The organism is Dyadobacter sp. CY356 (genome assembly GCF_021440195.1).
Classification (GTDB): Bacteria; Bacteroidota; Bacteroidia; order Cytophagales; family Spirosomataceae; genus Dyadobacter.
This window is the reverse complement of record NZ_JAJTSZ010000001.1, coordinates 189598-208275: the sequence shown is the minus strand read 5'-3', so window position 1 is coordinate 208275 and position 18678 is coordinate 189598. Positions and strand designations below refer to the sequence as shown.

Genomic DNA, 18678 nt, shown 5'->3' with positions numbered 1-18678 from the left:
TAATATTCATAATCCTGCCAAAAGCGTCATTAGTCTTACTAATTCCTCTGAAACAATACGACTGCTTTCCTGCTGGTATTTATTGGCAATTATGGCAAAACTTAATACAGCTCCGGACTTTGTCGTGACATAACCTGCATAGGCTCTGGTGCCTTCAATTGAACCGCTCTTAGCGCGGATGTTTCCGGAAGCTTTTGTCCCTTTACCAAGATTTCTGACTGTTCCATTTACTCCCAGCACTGCGATACTTTTATAGAAATCTGGATAGGATGCTTCTTTGGTCGCCAGGCTTAGAATGTCAGTAAGATTGTTGGTCGTGATTGAACCTGACGGAGATAGACCGCTTCCATCTTTGATAAAAAAACCACGCATATCTGCTTTTTTGTTCCACCAGAAGTTAGTTATCGCTTTTGCCGCATCATCGTAATCCGACTTGCCCTCTAAAACTTTCCCGGCTTTTTTCAAAAATGAGTCGGCATATAAATTAATACTCCAGAAATTAGCCTGCTGACAGATCTCTCGCAAAGGCGGAGATTTATACTCGTCCAGTATTTTTTTTGGTCCAAATGTCGAGGCGGCCTTGGTAAGTTTAAATGTTAATGACTCCGGAATAATTTTGATAGTGCCGGAAAGACTTTGTTTTAGCGCATAAGCGGCATAATAAGCAGGATCCGGAATAGACCCCTTTACAGAAAATGATGACACACCTCTCGGTACTGTTCCTGTAAGAATAACCTGATTGCTTAGCGGATTGCCATACACGACGGTCTTATCACCCGAACCTCTCTCGCCGGTAGTTACTTTATTTGAAAAAATAAGATAAGGAATAGAAGGCTCAATTCCCTGAAATACTGCCGGGTCGTCTTCCTGAATGCCGGGCTCGAATTTGATCCTGTATTGATTGTCATTAAAATTTAATCCTGACACACCGGCACCATAATAATTTCCAAGATCGCCCCAAATCCAGCTATCTGCTATCGTATTTGAATCAAAATAGGAAGCATCTGCAAATACATCGCCTTTAATAAATTTTATTCCAAATTTTTGAATAGCGGCAGTCCAGCGCGCTATCAGTGCAGCACTCGAAGGGTAATCTTTAAACCGTTCACTTCCCAATGATGGATCTCCCGTTCCACGGATGTAGATATTTCCAACCAAGGTATCTTTGTTAACAAATCCATCATATTCCAGAAACGTCTGGTATCGAAAATCACCCCCTAATACAGACAAGATTGATGCCGTACTAACCAGTTTCAGGATTGAAGCAGAAGGGAGTGATTTTTCAGAATTTATTCCAAAAATCGTTTTTTTATCTGCGACTGATTTTACGCTGACAGATAAGGTTCCGTTACGGATAAGCTCACTGTTTTGCAGTTCAAGTACGGCATCACTAAAACCGATTAATGCCAAACTATCAATCGGTTGCGCCTTTCCTGCAAAGAAAACAAGCATGCAGAATAAGGTATATATAAGTTTCATAACTGTTTACTCGGTCTGGGTCTGCTTCAAAAAATTAACATTCTTATGCTAAACTATGCAGACTTCACCAATTCTAAGCCTCTTTTTTGATACTTTTGTAATTAAATGATTAAGTTATGTTCATGATATTCCGCAACAATTGCCGTTATTATACTTGCATTATCTTACAGCAGGTTTATTTACATTAATTTAATCCTTTGATTAGACCTTACGATTCGAAATAATATTGATTTTTCCCACATAGAGAAAAATCGCAATATAGATATTCACGGTATTACATAAAACATGAAATTGACATTTTGGGGAGCCGCCCAACAAGTTACCGGCAGTATGTTTCTGCTTGAAACAGACGATTACCGGATTTTGATTGACTGTGGCTCAGATTTTGATTTAGATGAGAAAGACAGAAGAACGCGCTATGATGAACAAAAAAGTGTTTTCCCATTTGATGCAAGCATGATCAATACGGTGCTGTTAACGCATGCACACATTGATCATTCCGGAAATATCCCTAATTTATTCAAAGAAGGTTTTGAAGGTCGGGTAGTTTGTACAGAGCCAACTTTGGCACTGACTGCTTTGCTTTTAAAAGATGCTGCTCATTTACACCAAAAAAGACTGAATTCACAAAACAGCTCGTCAAACAAAAAAAGAGGTAGAAAACGGAAGGACGTTCCCCGCGATTATTTTGTAGAAAAAAATGTAAATGAGGCACTTGATAACTTTGTCCCGGTATCTTTTGGACAGCGTTACCGCATTTCAGATAACGTAGCCATCACATTTTACGCGGCCGGCCATTTACTTGGGGCAGCGCATATTGTGGTAGAAGTTACAGAAAACGGAGAAAAGAAAAAGATCTGTTTTTCGGGTGATATCGGCAGAAGTAACTATCCCTTACTAATTGATCCACAAGAAATACCGCAGGTTGATTATCTGGTTTGTGAGTCTACCTATGGGAACCGTCTTCATGAAGATACCACTTCTCCGGCTGAGGCATTGGCTGATGTGATAAAACGTACTTGTATCGATATTCCGGGAAGATTGATCATTCCCTCTTTCAGCGTTGGCCGTACACAGGCTTTGCTTTTTACATTGAACAAAATATATGCGGATCATGCTTTCCCGAATCTGAAAGTCTTTTCTGATAGTCCCCTGGCGCATAGCAGTACCAAAGTTTATCAGCGTTATGTAAAATTGTTGAATAAAGAAGCCAGAACATTTCATGCCGATAATGATATTTTGTTCGACTTTGACAATCTTATCTATCTGGAAAGTTCTGACGCCAGTCGCGCCGTTTCAAACTATAACGAACCTTGTATTATCATTTCGTCATCCGGAATGGTGCAGGGCGGGCGGGTAGAACAACACGTTGAAGCAAACATCGGTAATCCTTATGCGACTATACTCATGATTGGTTATGCGAGCGAAGGCACGCTGGGATGGAGGCTTTTAAATGGTCAGGACAGCATATCTATTCGCGGAAACAAGCTGCCAGTCTTGGCTAATATTGAAAAAATTGACGTATTTAGCGGCCACGGAGACCAGAATGACTTGATCCGGTTTGTAAAAATGCAGGATCCCGAGAAATTAAAAACTGTTTTTCTGGTGCATGGCGAACATCAAAGCATGTCTGATTTCCAGGGTAAAATTAATGAACTAGGCTACAAAACGGTGGAAATACCGTTAAGAGGTCACTCCTATGAACTTTAAGCCTCAGCCAAAAAGAAGAAATATAACATGAGAACATACCTTGATTTTGAAAAACCAATGGCCGAGCTAGAACGTAAGCTCGAAGAGATGAAGACATTAGCGCAGCAGAATAACGTAGATGTTTCTTCCGCTATCACCCTTCTGGAAAATAATATTACTGAACTTCGCAAGGATATTTTCGGTAAGCTCACTAGCTGGCAGCGCGTCCAGTTGTCGCGTCATCCGGATCGTCCTTATACGCTTGATTATATCCAGCTCATTTGCGATGAATTCATAGAACTTCACGGAGACCGCCAGGTTAGAGATGATCCTGCGATGATAGGAGGACTGGCAAATGTTGGCGGACAAACCTGCATGATCATTGGTCAGCAAAAAGGAAGAAATACCAAGCAGCGGCAGCACCGCAATTTTGGGATGCCAAATCCGGAAGGTTACCGCAAAGCTTTACGTTTGATGAAACTGGCGGAGAAATTCAATGTCCCTATTGTGACTTTGGTTGATACGCCCGGCGCATTTCCTGGCATGGAAGCAGAAGAGCGCGGACAGGGTGAAGCGATCGCACGTAATATCAAGGAAATGTTCCTTTTGAAAGTGCCTGTCATTTGTATTATAATTGGTGAAGGTGCTTCTGGTGGCGCGATTGGCATTGCAGTGGGTGACCGTGTTTTGATGTTGGAAAATACATGGTATTCTGTAATCTCTCCTGAAAACTGCTCGACCATTCTGTGGCGCAGCTGGGATTTCAAGGAGCAGGCAGCCGAAGCAATGAAAATCACTGCGAAAGACATGAAAAACAACAAGCTGATTGACGGAATTATTGCCGAACCACTTGGAGGAGCTCATTTGGATCATGCCTGGATGGCCGCAGAAGTGAAAAAAGTAATTCTGAGCAATATCAAAGAACTTTCTTCCATGAATCCTCAGAAAAGAATTGATCAGCGTATCGATAAATTCTGTGCAATGGGTGTTGTTGTTGAATAATCAAGCTTTTAGGATTTCATGAAAAACAGCCGTATAAAAAATATCATTTTTGACCTGGGTGATGTCATTCTTAACATTGACGTCCCTCTTGCTTCGAGTAATTTTGCGAAATTAAGTGGTAAAGAACAGCATGAAGTTTTGACTCTTTTCAAAGAAAAAGAGCTTTTCCGTATGTTTGAAACCGGACTGGTGGACGAAATTGCTTTCAGAAATATGGTCAGGGAAGTACTCGAATTTCCTGATTGGTCAGAAGAAATTATTGATACGGCCTGGAACAGTTTACTGCTTGATATTCCTCCTGCCAGAATTGAACTGATTAAAGAACTTGGGAAAAAGTATCGTTTATTTCTTTTGAGTAATACCAGTTCGATTCATATCAAAGAAGTCAATAAAATTCTGCAAGCCGCGTCGGGGGTTGAAAAACTGGATGATCTCTTTGAAAAAGTATATCTATCGTATGAAATGGGTAAGATGAAACCTGATCCGGCAATTTATTTGCAGGTTCTGGAAGAATCCGGCCTTGTAGCGGAGGAAACACTTTTCCTGGACGATAACGCAGATAATATTACAGCAGCTTCAAAATTAGGCATCGACACAATTCTCGTACAAAAGCCTGTTACCATACTGGACTATCTTAAAGATTATGTCGCCTAATACCCGCACACACCTGATTCAGGCTTTACTTTTTATTGCAACGGTTATCACCACCACCATGGCCGGTGCCGAGTGGATTTTTGGTAATGTTTTTTCTTTTGTCAGCACTTTTATTCATTTTCTGGCAGAGAAAACGTCAGGAAATGAAGTGGCCGACACAGGGAAATACATGGGTTGGTCAGAGTTTTTCATGGGATTTCAATTTTCTATCCCCTTCCTGACCATTCTTACCGTTCATGAGTTTGGCCATTATTTTACGGCAAAAAAACATCAGGTAAAAGTGACGCTTCCCTACTACATTCCTTTGTGGTTCGGAATTTCACAGAGTATCGGTACCATGGGTGCTTTTATCAGAATTACTTCGGTTGTAAAATCACGCTTAAAGTTTTTTGATATTGGAATTGCCGGTCCGTTAGCTGGTTTCGTAGCTGCAATAGTTGTATTGTGGTATGGATTTACGCATCTGCCGCCTGCTGAATATATTTTTTCGGTCCATCCGGAATACGCACGTTACGGACTAAGTTATCCGCAATTTGTTTATGAAAACTCAGCCGGAAATATTGTACTGGGCGATAACATACTTTTCTGGTTTTTCAAAAATTTCGTAGCAGATCCGGCACGTATGCCTCATGCTTATGAGATTATTCATTATCCATTTCTGTTTGCTGGATACCTTGCTTTATTTTTTACGTCACTGAATCTTATACCAATCGGTCAGCTGGACGGAGGGCATATTTTGTATGGGATGATTGGGAAAAAGAAGTTTGATGTCGTAGCTCCGGCCCTTTACATCGTTTTTGTATTTTATGCAGGACTGGGCATGTTCAGAGCAGAAGATTTTGCCATCAACAATGATTCTGTCTTTTATGAACATTTACTTTCGTTGTTCATTTACATATATTTCCTCTATATCTGCCTGAGACGTATCAGTGAAAATGCTTCCAATGCACTGATGGTCAGCTTAATGATTGTCGTTGGACAATTTGGCTTGTCATTCCTTCGTCCGGAATGGGAAGGTTATTCCGGATTCCTTCCGTTTATTTTTATATTGGGAAGATTTTTGGGAATTCGCCATCCTGATACAGAAGAAAATCAGCCCATCGGTACAGCACGTATGATATTGGGCATAATAGCATTGATTATCTTCATCATATCTTTTAGTCCAAAACCGTTTATTGTTCTTTGATTTTGGTCTGCATAAAACCAGCAGCTTTAATAGATCTTTTTCAAAATGCTTAATATCATCGCCGCATTTATTTTTCGGATTGCTGGCTGGAAAATTATCGGCATACCACCCTATGAAATAAGAAAGGCGGTATGGGTTGGTGCACCTCATAACTCGAACTGGGATTTTATGTTATGTCTGGGTGCACGTGGGGAAATGAAAATCAACGTTGGTTTTCTTGCCAAAAGTCAGCTTTTCAAATGGTATTCGGGCTGGTTGTTTCGGGCTTTGGGATGTTATCCGGTTTATAGAAATCAATCGGGTAATTTGGTAGAAGCCGTTGCAGCGATGTTTGAGCAAAATGAAACATTACATATTGCTATCACGCCGGAAGGAACCAGAAAAGATGTTGACAGACTGAAAACTGGATTTTATCATATGGCTCTTCTTGCTGAGGTACCTCTGATACTTATAGGATTCGATTATCCTCGTAAAGCGCTTGTGATCAGTCAGCCCATCTTTTTGTCGGGAGATATTCAAAAAGATTTGAAACCGGTTTTTGATTTTTACCTGACCATTCAAGGAAAACATAAAACCTGGCTTAACGAATACGAACGTAAAGGTGCCATTCCTGCTTTTAATAAAATCTAGATTTTTACGCAACAGACAATTCAAAAGATTATCTTTCGTAAGAACTCAATTCCTGCGAAATGCATTCACGCCGTAGTTTTCTCCAATTCTGTCTTTCAGCTCCATTTTTTTTACCTGATATTTCCTTACAGGAAGGAAATATTAATACCGTCCTTGGTGAAATCAAAGCTTGGGATCTTGGTAGAACGCTTATTCATGAACATATTCTTGTAGATTTTATTGGTGCAGATAAAATCAATGCCAACCGTTGGGACCATCAAAAAGTGATTGATAAGGTGTTACCCTATCTGTTAGAAATAAAAGAGCGCGGTATAAAAAGTTTAGTAGAATGTACACCGGCATATCTGGGTCGTGATGTCCTGTTATTAAAAAAGTTATCCGAATTAAGCGGTTTGCACATACTGACAAATACCGGTTTTTATGGTGCATCGGACAATAAGTATCTTCCCGACTTTGCATTCAAAGAGACAGCGGAACAATTATCGTCACGCTGGATAACGGAATTTAATAAGGGAATTGACGGAACCGGAATAAAACCCGGATTTATAAAAATAAGTGTAAATCCCGTTTCTCTTTCGACATTACATCAGAAATTAGTCCGGGCCGCAGCAATGACACATCTGGAAACCGGTTTAACAATATATTCGCACACAGGGCCATCCTTACCTGCTTTTGAAGAAATTGAAATATTACAAAAAGAAGGCGTTGCAGCAGAAGCATTTGTATGGGTTCACGCAAATAGTAACGATCCTGATGATTTCCTGAAAGCCGCAAAAAAGGGAGCCTTGATAAGTCTGGATGGGATTAGCAAGGATAATTTAGAAAAGAACGCTGTCCTGGTTAAATTCATGAAAGATCATAACCTACTTAATAAAGTGCTAATTTCTCAGGATGCCGGATGGTATAAACCGGGTGAAGAAAATGGCGGAAATTTCAGAGGTTTCACGGATCTGTCAGATAGATTTATACCTCTTTTAAAAACAAAAGGATTAACAGATTCGGATCTAGATCAGTTGCTGATAAGAAATCCGGTTTCTGTTTTAACAATCCGAAAACGTAAGATTTGATCAAATTTATTTCGGATTTGAAATTTCAAAAATAGTCCAGCCATCAGGTCCTGATGCCAGCGAAAATGAAAATCCATGACTTAACAGAATTTCTTTCGTTAGTGTTAATCCAATTCCTTGTCCATCTTTTTTTGTACTAAAAAACGGGTTAAAAAGCTGTATTGCCGTTTCGTTTTCAATTGGTTTCCCATTATTTTTTATCAGAATGTTGTCTTCTGAAACTTCCATTCGAATCACATTTCCAACTTCACAAGCTTCTATGGCGTTTTTAATCACATTTACAAAAACCTGTTCCATTTGCCCTGCATCAATGTTCATCCAATAATCCGTATCGGCAGACAGATCCATTTCAATACTTATGCCCTTCTGCTCAGCCATGGGCCGCATAAATGTTCCTACACTTTTTACTAATCTTCCTATATCTGTGTTTTCTTTGAAAGGAACCGGCAGTCTTACCACGTCGGCAAAATTTCGCATAAAGACTGCCAGCTTTTTATTTCTGTCAGATGCAATCCCAAGCGCATCCCGTAAATCCAGAAATGAATCTTCTGCCAGATAATTTCTTGTTGTCTGAAGAATTGAATCCGTTGCGCCAAGCGTATTATTCACTTCATGAGCCATCATTCGGATCACTTTTCCATAGGCCTTTTTCTCCGATTCGAGGATATCTGCTGTCAGTTCTTCAATCATCAAAAATGATCTTCGGAAACCCTGATCCATAAAATGGGAACGTTGAACCTTATAGGTTTCAACACTATTAATTTTGATCGTTCGCGACTCGCCATCTTGTAGATCTGTCAATTGGGCAAACAAGGCAAAATCCAGTTCATCAAGCCTTTTGCCCTGCCAGGAATTCCCGTTCTTTTGAAACAGATTTTTTGTCTTTTCATTAACAGAAGCGATTTTGTCATCAAAATCCATGATCAGGATCGCAATGGGTGAAGCTTCAATCAACTTTTCAAGAAAGAAATGTTGCTCATTTAATTTGATCCTTTCCTCTCTCAACTGATCGATCATGAGGTTATATACTTCAATTAAAATATCAATTTCGCTTTTCCCTGTCGGTACAAATTTTATACTGAAATCTTTATCTTTAATTGCTTCAATACCAGAGCGAACAAATTCTATTGGTCTTAAAAAATCTCTATAAATCTGAATTGAGATCAGGATTGAAACGAGAATTAAAATTTCGGATGCTATAAAAAATATTTTCTTTTCGCGGAGCAAAATGAATATCATCAATATCAACACGGCGTGAAGAATACCAATAAAAATAATATAGCGCAGCCGAAGTGAAATTTTCATAATTACGCCTTCAAATTAGTTTTCAGATTCATAAGAAATCCCATATTTTTCCAGTCGCCGGTATAGTGCAAACCGGGTAATTCCCAGTGCTCTCGCCACCTTGGATATTTTATGCTGATGAAATTCCATCGCGCGGGTAATCATTTGATACTCCATTTCTTCCAGAGTTATTGTACCAACCTCTGGCAACGAATTTTTAGAAGTGGAAGGTGAATCAGAATTCATGTTTTGCTTAAAATTTTCTGCTTCAAGTATATCATCGCCAGCTAACAAAACGGTACGCTCAACAATGTTTTTTAACTGACGGATATTTCCCTGTAAAGTCAAAGTTTTTAACCATTTCAACGCGGTTGGACTTAATTGTAAAGCTGGTCTTTCATAAATCACTTTTAAATTATTCATAAAAAATTCCGCCAGAATTGGGATATCGCCAGGCCGTTCTCTTAACGCAGGAAGCTTTACGGTAATCAAATTTATTCTATAAAAAAGATCTTCCCTGAAAGTACCTTGCGCAACCATTTCTTCCAGATTCCGGTTTGTGGCACATATAATCCGGACATCAACCGTCCGGCTTTTACTGCTTCCCAGCGGTTCAAAAGTTCTTTCCTGCAAAACCCTGAGCAATTTAACCTGACTGGCAAGATCCAGTTCTCCGATTTCATCCAGGAAGATCGTCCCCTTATGCGCCATTTCAAAACGGCCTGCCCGATCGGTTTTTGCATCTGTGAATGCACCTCGTACATGACCAAATAATTCACTTTCAAATAAAGTTGAAGAAATTCCGCCCAAATTGACTTTCACAAAGGGTTTCGTTTTTCGTTTGCTGTTGGTATGGATGGCCTCAGCGATCAGCTCTTTACCCGTTCCACTTTCTCCTGTGATAAGCACAGGCGCATCTGTTGACGATACACGGCCGACTGTTTCCAAAATCTGAAGGAGTTTTGGGTCTTCTCCGACTATGTTTTGAAAGTGATAAGTTTGTTCAAGTTTACGTCGATTGGCAGACTGCGGTGCCTGATTTGTCAGATTTAAAATCGTGTTGATGGATTGAAGAAGATATTCATTTTGCCAGGGTTTGGTGATAAAATCTCTGGCTCCTTCCTTCATGCCCTTCACAGCCAGATCTATTGTTCCCCAGCCGGTAATTAAAATAACCGGAATTTTCGGATTGTATTTATGTAATCTTTGCAATAGCTGCATGCCTTCATCGCCCGATGTCTCAATAGAAAAGTTAAGATCTAATAGAATTAATTCAGGGATTTCATGTTTTAATACTTCAAAAGTATCCTCGGGTGAGCCTGCGCCTTTGACACTGAATCCTTCTTTTTTCAGAAGAAGGGCGAGTGAGGTTCTAATGGCTAAGTCGTCGTCAACTATGAGGATCATAAGTTCTGTTTAATTTCACGCAAAGGTTTAAAGTTGAGCAGAGGGCGCAAAAGTTGGATTTAAAGATTATTTACTACTCTGTGGATTCCTTCCCGAAGCAATTTAGTATTGAAGTTAATTAATAGCCCTAATTTCATGTTCGATAATTTCAGATATGTAAGCAGCTGAGCATAGTGAACTGGCGCAACAGTTTCAATTGATTTAACTTCAATAATAATTTTGTTTTCAACAATTATATCCAACCTGTAACCTACTTCCATTTTTATTTCCTTGTAAAGAAATGGTACTGGCACCTGTTGTTTTACTTCCATTCCAGCTTGTCTTAAATCATATACTAAGGCATTTTCATAAGACGATTCTAATAACCCCGGACCAACATTTCTGTGTAGCTCCAAAGCGATACCAATAATCTTAAAAGACAATTCGTTCTCAGTCATAATTAGCGTGTGTTTATTTTTGGCAAAATACGCAAAAGATTCTCAGCGTCCTTTGCCCTTCCTTTTTTGCTTGGCGTGAAACCTTAAAACATTAATTTCCTTAATCCTCATGCAAAGCAATCGCCGGATGAATCCTTGATGCCTGCCGGCTTGGGTACCAGGCGCAGAGTGTAACGATCAGGAAAATGATTACAATCGCGATCAGAATTGCTGTGATATAAACCCCACCAGCAATATCAAATACATTCATCAACGGAAACTGCACCGCAAATAACAAACCTAATATGAGGCTAAAAGTTGCCAGAACCCATATTTCACCTAAAAACTGTGCTGTAACGCTCCCTTCCGTTGCTCCCATGGCACGGCGTAATCCAATTTCTCCACGTCTTCTGGCTATACTTAAATTCAGAATTCCAAATAAGCCCAATGCGACATTTATCAGTAGAAAACTGCAAATGATCAGAAAAATAATGACCGGGATAAGTGTTATGTTATGTTGTTTTTGACGAGCGTCTGTCAGATACACGATTTCAGTGCTCCATCCTTTTGCAATGCCAGTAATTGCCTTTACAAGTTTGGCTTCAAATACGGCATCTGTCCCCGGCTTGACACGGATTACCAATGTTTTGTTATAAATCTGATCAGCCTTCAACAATTCAAACATCATTGGTTTGTTGAGCATAAACTCACCTTTATCCTTGTAATAATCTACAACACCGGCCACAACCCAAACTGCTTTTCCATCATAATCTTTAAGTACTTTCCCAACCGCTGGTTGATTATCAAAAAGTGCACCTTCTGCCATTTTGTTGATAACAACCGGAATATACTTACCTACACTATCCTTATTTCGGTACCATTTTCCAGCTATCAGTGGAATGTTGATAGTTTTTGAAAGATTTTCATCTGCAAAAACAACACCCATTTGAACATCTGAATTTTTATACTTCACCGTCCGGCTATTGTTGCTCTGTGAAAAAGGATAAGCATCGCTCATCCTTGAAAGTGATTCTACTTCCGGAAACCCCTTAACGCTTTGAAATATAGTTTGCACCTTTTCTGCTACTGCCAAAGTATCCTGATTGTTGCTCAGATTAATCGCCCAAACATTTTCATACGCAAATCCGAGTGGTTCCAGGTAATTTTTCACATTGAAGGTAATCAGCGTTGCCAGTCCGAAAAGAACCAGAAAAGAAGCCCAAATTTCTATTATCAGCAGCGAATGGGTTTTCTTTTTATTCCATATTAATTTGAAAAGATGACGTATCATGGGGAGAAAATTAATGAGTGAATGATGGAATGGGAGAATGAATGAATATTTCGAATGAGACACTTATTCTCTCATCGCACCGGCGACCCGGTCACTCATTCAAAATATGATTTACGCTTTCAGTGCCTCGATAATGCTAAGTTTTGACATTCTGAGCGCTGGTAAAACTCCTGAGAGTAATCCAAAAATCAGACAAACAAATACGCTGATTAAAAACACCGTAAGATTGATCGTAAGGTCGGCATAGGCAATCCAGCCGCTTGCATTGATGATTTGAATAATTGTAAAAGTCAGGATTAGTGCGATGATGCCTCCGATGAATGTGATAAAAATATTTTCAACAATAAACTGCCACATCAGCGTCTTTACCGGCGCGCCAAAGGCTTTTCTGACACCAATTTCAGAAGCTCTTTCTAAAATACGCCCAACATTTAAGTTCACCAGATTAATAGCCGGAAGCCCCATGAGCATGAGCACAATAAATACAATCACGCCGTAAAAAATATTTTTCAACCCCGGACCTCCGTTCATAATAGTCGTTACAAAGTTTTCCAGATATGGATCACTTCTTACTTCGAGCACACCATATTTAAATCCATCCTGGTTACCTGGCAATGGAATTTTCCTGATATTACTCTGAAATTCACTCCGGACTGCTTTCAGATCTGAGGGATCTTTAGCCAAAATCATGGCTATGAAATTACCTACCATACCGCTGTTCTGGTAATTACTTTTTGGTGCGGTATAAGGAAAATAAACATCTGCGTGGGTATATGGTCGGGTTATGGGACTGCCTTTTACAACACCAATCACTTTGTAATTAATACTCTCAATCTCAACATTTTTGCCAACAACCGGTTCATCTGAATTGGAAAAATAATGCTTTTTAAAGTCGTCTGTGATCACAGCTACATAGTCGCTGTTTGCTATGTTTTGCTCATTATATGGTTTCCCTTCAATAAATTCAAAATCCGAAACCCGCCAGAAATCTGCGTCAGAAAAAGTGATATTAAGTTTAATTTTCTGAGAACCTACATAAGCATTTGATCCGTTGAAAAATGAAAAAATAGTGACACGCTCTGCTGATTTAACTGTTTTGGCATAATCTGTCAGAAATTTAAAACTCATGGAATTGGACATCATCGACTGCCGGGACGAATCCTGCATTACGATTCTTTCAATGTAAAGTGTCCTGTCTCTTTTTGTCTCGGGATAATGCGCTCCAATTAAATGATCCAGAAATGAAGTTATAAGCATAAGAACCGTAAGCGTGAGACTTATACCAAACAAGGTGATAAATGTATAGAAAGGATGCCGCAGCAAAACCTTCCAGGCGATTTTTATATAATTAGCGAGCATGGGAGTTAGTTAATGATAGAATGATAGAGTGAGAGAATGAGTGAGTGAGAGAATGTGGCGAGATCCCGATTTTTGGATATTATTGAGTTTTGATAACAGAATGAGAAAGTCTTTGCATTAATTAAAATGTCTCACTTAGCCACACATTCAATCATTCACTCATTCTATCATTCACTCATTTATATTAAAGTACCTGCGTTCCGTCGAACAGCCTGATCAGCCGGTGTGTTCTTTTTGCCATTGCGTCGTCGTGTGTTACCATCACGATTGTTGCTCCGTTTTCATTCAGGTTTTGAAGAATGCTGATTATTTCGTTTCCCATAGCGCTGTCCAGGTTTCCAGTTGGCTCGTCTGCCAGGATTATTTCCGGTTTTCCAACGATGGCGCGCGCTATGGCGACACGCTGTTTTTGTCCGCCCGATAATTGTTTCGGGAAATGTTTCATCCGGTTGGATAATCCTACTTTTACCAGTGCTTCTTCGGCCAATTCCCTGCGTTGTTTGGCATTACTTTCACGGTATAACAAAGGAATTTCTACGTTATCAACGACGGAGAGATCGTTGATCAAATGAAAACTCTGGAAAATGAAACCCAGTTTCTGGTTTCTCAAATGTGCCAGCTCTTTGTCATGATATTTTTCAACTTTCAATCCGTCAATTTCAATAGTTCCTTTTGACGGCGCATCCAGCAAACCTATGATGTTTAGCAAGGTACTTTTTCCACAACCTGACGGTCCCATGATGGATACAAATTCTCCTTTTTTGACGTCAATATTGATGTTGTTGAGCGCTAATGTTTCTATTGAACTGGTCCGGTAAACTTTTTCAACGTTTTGTAATTTGATCATGGCTATTATGGTTTTGGGATTTATTATTTTTGAATTCTTCCTGTTATAGCGTTCGAGATATCGTTTTCCGGCGACCAAATTGGGCGACCACAAGGGTCGCCCCTACCCATTTATGGCCCGGTCATTTTCAAAATCATATAATGTCAATAAACGTAAGGTGTAATAAGATTGCCAGTAATCCCGCAAGGCTAAAATATAATCGCGCCTGGCTCTGTCTTTTTCCTGCATCGCAATACCCAAATCGGTTACGCTCAAATTACTTAATATAAATCTATCCTGGGCGATCTGATAACGGTTTGCAGCAATCTGATCTGCCAGTTTGGTCAATTTTACCTGTTTCTGCAACATTTGCAAAAGTGTTACCTGTGTGAAAATTTCCTGTTCGAAAGTCAGTTTATCCTGCTCAACAGATTGTTGTGCGAATTCCCTATTCGCTTTCGCCACTTCTGTTCTGGCTTTATTTCGTCCCCAGGTCATAATCGGCAATGTAAATTGTAATTCAACAAATTCACGATCCTGTGGTTTTATGTAAACTTCACCTGGTCGCGATCCCTGATTTGACAATCCAAATGTGGCATTCAGCGAGGCATTCAAACCATTTTCCTGTTTTGCCTGAACAACATCTCGCTCCGCTTCCAGTAACCTGCGGCGAAAAGAAATTGCAGTTGACCGGTTCAAAAAAGCCTGATCCAATGCCAGTTGTGGATTAACTGGAAATTCATCCTTTTCCATCGGAATTTCCAGTTCCAGTTCCCGCTCATCTCTTGAACTTAAAAACATTTTGAGTTTGAGCGAAGCCACTGCGGCAGCCTGCTGAGCAGAAGCCAGATCTTTTTGTGCTGTTAAAAGTCCCATTTGCAGCTGTAATAAATCGTTTTGGGAAATCTTCCCCAATTCCAGTTTATGACCGGCTATTTTATAAAGTGTATCATTGTTACTTCGGTTTTTTCCTGCAATCTGTAAGTTCACCTGCGCCACCAAAAGATCAAAATATAAGCCGGTAGCATCCAGCGCAACTTGTTCCAGTGAGGCTATATATTGCTGATTTCCCTCCTGATATTTTAACGGCTCAATTTTCCGGTTCCATTTCATGGCGTTGAATCGAAATAAGGGCTGAGTGATCCCAAACTCAAAAGGTATACCATTATAACTGGTCGTTTTTCCGGCAAAATTATCAAAACGCTGCATCTGTTGCTGAACATAAATAGTACCGCCAGTCAATGCTACACTTTGATTCAGCGAAATGTTTGCCACTGAATTATTATAAGAAACGGATTGAAAAGATACCGTTCCATCTGGCTGGATTACCTGGATATAAGAATTGGTAAAACCCGGAATCGTTCCATTCAAACTCAATTGTGGCTTAAAATCGGCCATAAAAGACCGGTATTGCCAGTAATTGGTTTTCCTGGAAGTCACAGCCTGCTTTGAAGCCACTGATTGCTCCCGGGCTTGCTGAACAACTTCCATAAGTGAAATACGTTGTATCTGCGCTTCTGCCAACCGGGCAGTAAAAATGATAAGCAAAATGTAGAAGTATCTCTTTTTCATAATTATTTAATTGAGATTTCTTCCAGATTTTCAAATTGGCTCATGTCAGACAAAACAATACTTTCGCCTTTTTGCACACCATTTTTTATTTCAACATAATCGAAATTTGATAGTCCCATTTCGACTTCGCGGCGATAGGCTACACCATTCTTCACAACATAAACATATTGTTTTCTCTTTCCATTAAAAGCAGGTCCATTGGCCACGCGCAGTGTTTTCAAGCTCCGGTTGGTAATGATGTAAACTTCAACCTTCATGTTTGGCCGCAGCGATTCGTTTCTAGCATTATCAAGCTGCACTATGAATTCGACGATACCATTTTTGACTGAGGGTTTTACCTGTGAAATTAAACCACGTAAAATGGTCTCATTTAGTTTAATGATTACCGGCAATCCCACCTTAACCTGTTCGGCATATACGTCTGAACACGAACCATCAATTCTGAAACTTCCCAGATCGGCAACCTTGGCAAGCATTTCTCCCTCATTCACCGCCGATCCAATATTGTCATTTACCCAGGTCAAAACCCCTTTACGGTCTGCAACGATATCGGCCATTTTTAGTTTATGAGATAGTTCTTTCAAATTATTTCCTTCAATCCGAGCACCCAGTTCGGTTTCTTTCAAACTTGCGCCCATGGATTCACGATTATAGGAAAGATCATTTTCCAGTTGTTTTTTTTCAAGTTCGGCGATTTTAAGCTCGTTTTCTGCTCTGGTGATATCTTCGCCCGTTCCTCCGCCAACTTTTTTCAAACGTTTTGCATCTTCAAAATCTGCTCTGAGTTTATTGATATTCAGCAGTTTGATTTTGTCACTTATTTCGGCGTCAAACAGGTTTTTATTCAGTTTCATTCGCAGCTGTTCGATACTGTTTTTTTTCAGAGCAAGCTGATCCTGAAATTTTTCAAGCTCAATTTCCGTCAGCGATTTGTCAAGATCCACAATGGCTTGTCCGGGTGACACAGGCGTTCCGGGATTGATCAAAACCCTGCGGATACTTGCCCGGATCGGACTTGTAATAATTTGTTCATAAGCCGGGATTATTTCCCCGGAGGCAGAAATCGTATTTTCCACATCCCCTGTTTCAACAGCCGCAGTCCTGATCCTGCTCGCTTCAATGGTTCCTTTCAAAGAGTTGCGAAATAAATAAATAGCCAAAGCGATGGCGATAATGACGGCAACACTAACAATCCATCGCCGGTTATTTTGTTTTTGGACATATAGCGGTTCAACTTCCCGATCCATTTTGTAAATTTTTAAGATATGATAACTTCATTTTCATGGCTGACGATACCTTATTATTTACAACATTGTGCCAAAAGCTAACACACTAATTTTCAGAAATTTAAGAAATATTAACAAAGAAAAAACCGTGCGAAATAGCACGGTTTGTGTGTTTACGAACAGGAAGATTTAAAGAATCTCAGGTTTTCATTTTCTTTTTCTTCGCTGCCGGGAAAAGGATATTGTTCAAAATCAGACGATATCCGGCCGAATTGGGATGTAAGTTTAAATCAGTTGGCTCCTCGCCTACCCTGTGCTGATAATCTTCCGGATCGTGACCGCCATAAAAAGTAAAAAAGCCTTTTCCGTGAGTACTGTGGATATATCTGGCTTCCTGTAATTGTTTGTTTTCTGCCAGTATAACCACTTCCGGTTTTACAAAACGATTTTTAAATGCAGTGGTTTGTCCACAAAAACCTTTGATGATTGTCTGGTGATTTTGCGTCAGCATACTAGGTACCGGATCCCATTTTGCTGAAAACTGAAACAATGAGAAAAAGTCATTCGATTCGTTTAATCCGCGTTCCTCAACCTGACTGTCAATATCCGAAAACTCGATTTCATAAGGATATGGAATGGTTTTAAAGTTCTGAAAAGCGAACGTGTTTTCGTAATGAAGTTTACTGTTGGCCGTTGGATCTGCCGGCGTTCCGTCATACATAGCCTCCACAATATCAAGACCTTCGGCGGCCAGGGCAATGTCAAAAGTATCCGTTGCGTTACACATCGCAAACATAAAACCACCACCGGTTACAAATGCAGAAATTTTCTTAGCCACAGCCAGCTTCATCTGCGGCACGTTGGCAAACTGGAATTTCTCAGCTATGCCTTCTGCCTCACGTTTTTGCTCGCGATACCAGGGATAATCCTTGTATTGAAAAAACTTGCCAAACTGGCCTGTAAAATCTTCGTGGTGCAAATGCAGCCAGTCATATTCAGGTAGTTTGTCATTCAGTACTTCATCATCATATACCACATCATACGGAATTTCAGCATAAGTCAAGACCAGCGTCACGGCATCATCCCAGGGCGATTTTGATTTGGGAGAATAAACCGCCACTTTCGGTGCTTTTTGCAATTTCACAGCATCCATATTAACATCCGGCGCGCTGATATCACTCAGTATTTTACCAGCCTGCCCTTCCGAAATGACTTCAAAACTTACCCCCCGAACCGTCATCTCCGAAGCAAATTGCTGATTATAAGCCACCATAAAACTACCGCCGCGATAGTTCAGCAGCCAGTCCATTTCCATCTCATAGCTTTTCAGTATCCAGTAAGCGATCCCATAAGCCTTCAAATGATTTTTTTGCGAATCATCCATCGGAATCAATAGCCTGTTCCCAAAACTCTGGGCAGAAATTCCTAAAATAATGATAAACGGGGCAAAGAGCCGTACCATTGGTTTGATTCTTTCACGCATCATGTGCAGCTTTACGTATTGATAAAAACAGGTTTCTTTATTTTACAAAGTAACCTTTATACAAATTACAAATCAGGTCAGATCGTTGAAAAAAATTTCGGTTTAAT

At 39.9% G+C, this 18678-nt stretch carries 16 protein-coding genes; 6 read left to right on the top strand and 10 right to left on the bottom strand.

Features of this window, described 5'->3' with window-relative positions:
* Positions 1 to 6: 6 nt before the first annotated feature.
* Positions 7 to 1479: a D-alanyl-D-alanine carboxypeptidase/D-alanyl-D-alanine-endopeptidase gene (gene dacB, locus LXL81_RS00885; protein WP_234644819.1), complete on the bottom strand. Its 1473-nt coding sequence runs from the start codon at positions 1477 to 1479 to the stop codon at positions 7 to 9.
* 285 nt (positions 1480 to 1764) lie between these two features.
* Here dacB and LXL81_RS00880 point away from each other — a divergent pair, with 285 nt between their 5' ends.
* Genes LXL81_RS00880 through LXL81_RS00855 form a run of 6 tightly spaced genes read left to right on the top strand, consistent with a single transcriptional unit; the run spans position 1765 to position 7707 of the window.
* The gene (locus LXL81_RS00880; protein WP_234644818.1) at positions 1765 to 3189 is read left to right on the top strand and encodes an MBL fold metallo-hydrolase RNA specificity domain-containing protein; all 1425 of its coding nucleotides are present in this window, start codon (positions 1765 to 1767) and stop codon (positions 3187 to 3189) included.
* A gap of 27 nt (positions 3190 to 3216) precedes the next feature.
* Positions 3217 to 4170, top strand: a complete 954-nt coding sequence (locus tag LXL81_RS00875; protein ID WP_234644817.1) for an acetyl-CoA carboxylase carboxyltransferase subunit alpha — start codon at positions 3217 to 3219, stop codon at positions 4168 to 4170.
* Positions 4171 to 4188: 18 nt separating this feature from the next.
* Complete coding sequence (locus LXL81_RS00870) at positions 4189 to 4824, top strand: HAD family phosphatase (protein ID WP_234644816.1); 636 nt, start codon at positions 4189 to 4191, stop codon at positions 4822 to 4824.
* Positions 4814 to 6010, top strand: a complete 1197-nt coding sequence (locus tag LXL81_RS00865; RefSeq protein ID WP_234644815.1) for a site-2 protease family protein — start codon at positions 4814 to 4816, stop codon at positions 6008 to 6010. Before LXL81_RS00870 ends, LXL81_RS00865 begins: the two co-directional genes overlap by 11 nt.
* A gap of 45 nt (positions 6011 to 6055) precedes the next feature.
* On the top strand, positions 6056 to 6640 hold the full coding sequence (locus LXL81_RS00860) for a 1-acyl-sn-glycerol-3-phosphate acyltransferase (RefSeq protein ID WP_234644814.1): 585 nt from the start codon (positions 6056 to 6058) through the stop codon (positions 6638 to 6640).
* A gap of 59 nt (positions 6641 to 6699) precedes the next feature.
* A complete protein-coding gene (locus LXL81_RS00855; protein ID WP_234644813.1) occupies positions 6700 to 7707 on the top strand; it encodes a phosphotriesterase in 1008 nt (335 codons plus the stop codon).
* Between the two features lie 6 nt (positions 7708 to 7713).
* Here LXL81_RS00855 and LXL81_RS00850 read toward each other — a convergent pair whose 3' ends face one another.
* The 9 genes from LXL81_RS00850 to LXL81_RS00810 form a co-directional block, all read right to left on the bottom strand.
* Complete coding sequence (locus LXL81_RS00850; RefSeq protein ID WP_234644812.1) at positions 7714 to 9012, bottom strand: PAS domain-containing sensor histidine kinase; 1299 nt, start codon at positions 9010 to 9012, stop codon at positions 7714 to 7716.
* Positions 9013 to 9027: 15 nt separating this feature from the next.
* A complete protein-coding gene (locus tag LXL81_RS00845) occupies positions 9028 to 10398 on the bottom strand; it encodes a sigma-54 dependent transcriptional regulator (RefSeq protein ID WP_234644811.1) in 1371 nt (456 codons plus the stop codon).
* Positions 10399 to 10457: 59 nt separating this feature from the next.
* A complete protein-coding gene (locus LXL81_RS00840; protein WP_234644810.1) occupies positions 10458 to 10835 on the bottom strand; it encodes a GxxExxY protein in 378 nt (125 codons plus the stop codon).
* A 100-nt stretch (positions 10836 to 10935) separates the two neighbouring features.
* Positions 10936 to 12105: an ABC transporter permease gene (locus tag LXL81_RS00835; protein WP_234644809.1), complete on the bottom strand. Its 1170-nt coding sequence runs from the start codon at positions 12103 to 12105 to the stop codon at positions 10936 to 10938.
* 111 nt (positions 12106 to 12216) lie between these two features.
* Positions 12217 to 13464 carry an ABC transporter permease gene (locus LXL81_RS00830; RefSeq protein ID WP_234644808.1) on the bottom strand — a complete coding sequence of 416 codons (1248 nt, stop codon included), beginning with the start codon at positions 13462 to 13464 and terminating at the stop codon, positions 12217 to 12219.
* Positions 13465 to 13648: 184 nt separating this feature from the next.
* A complete protein-coding gene (locus LXL81_RS00825) occupies positions 13649 to 14311 on the bottom strand; it encodes an ABC transporter ATP-binding protein (RefSeq protein ID WP_234644807.1) in 663 nt (220 codons plus the stop codon).
* Between the two features lie 102 nt (positions 14312 to 14413).
* Complete coding sequence (locus tag LXL81_RS00820; RefSeq protein WP_234644806.1) at positions 14414 to 15862, bottom strand: TolC family protein; 1449 nt, start codon at positions 15860 to 15862, stop codon at positions 14414 to 14416.
* 2 nt (positions 15863 to 15864) lie between these two features.
* Positions 15865 to 17109, bottom strand: coding sequence for an efflux RND transporter periplasmic adaptor subunit (locus LXL81_RS00815; RefSeq protein ID WP_234644805.1), 1245 nt, complete (start codon positions 17107 to 17109; stop codon positions 15865 to 15867).
* A gap of 178 nt (positions 17110 to 17287) precedes the next feature.
* Complete coding sequence (locus LXL81_RS00810; protein ID WP_234645835.1) at positions 17288 to 18550, bottom strand: asparagine synthetase B; 1263 nt, start codon at positions 18548 to 18550, stop codon at positions 17288 to 17290.
* Positions 18551 to 18678 lie beyond the last annotated feature (128 nt).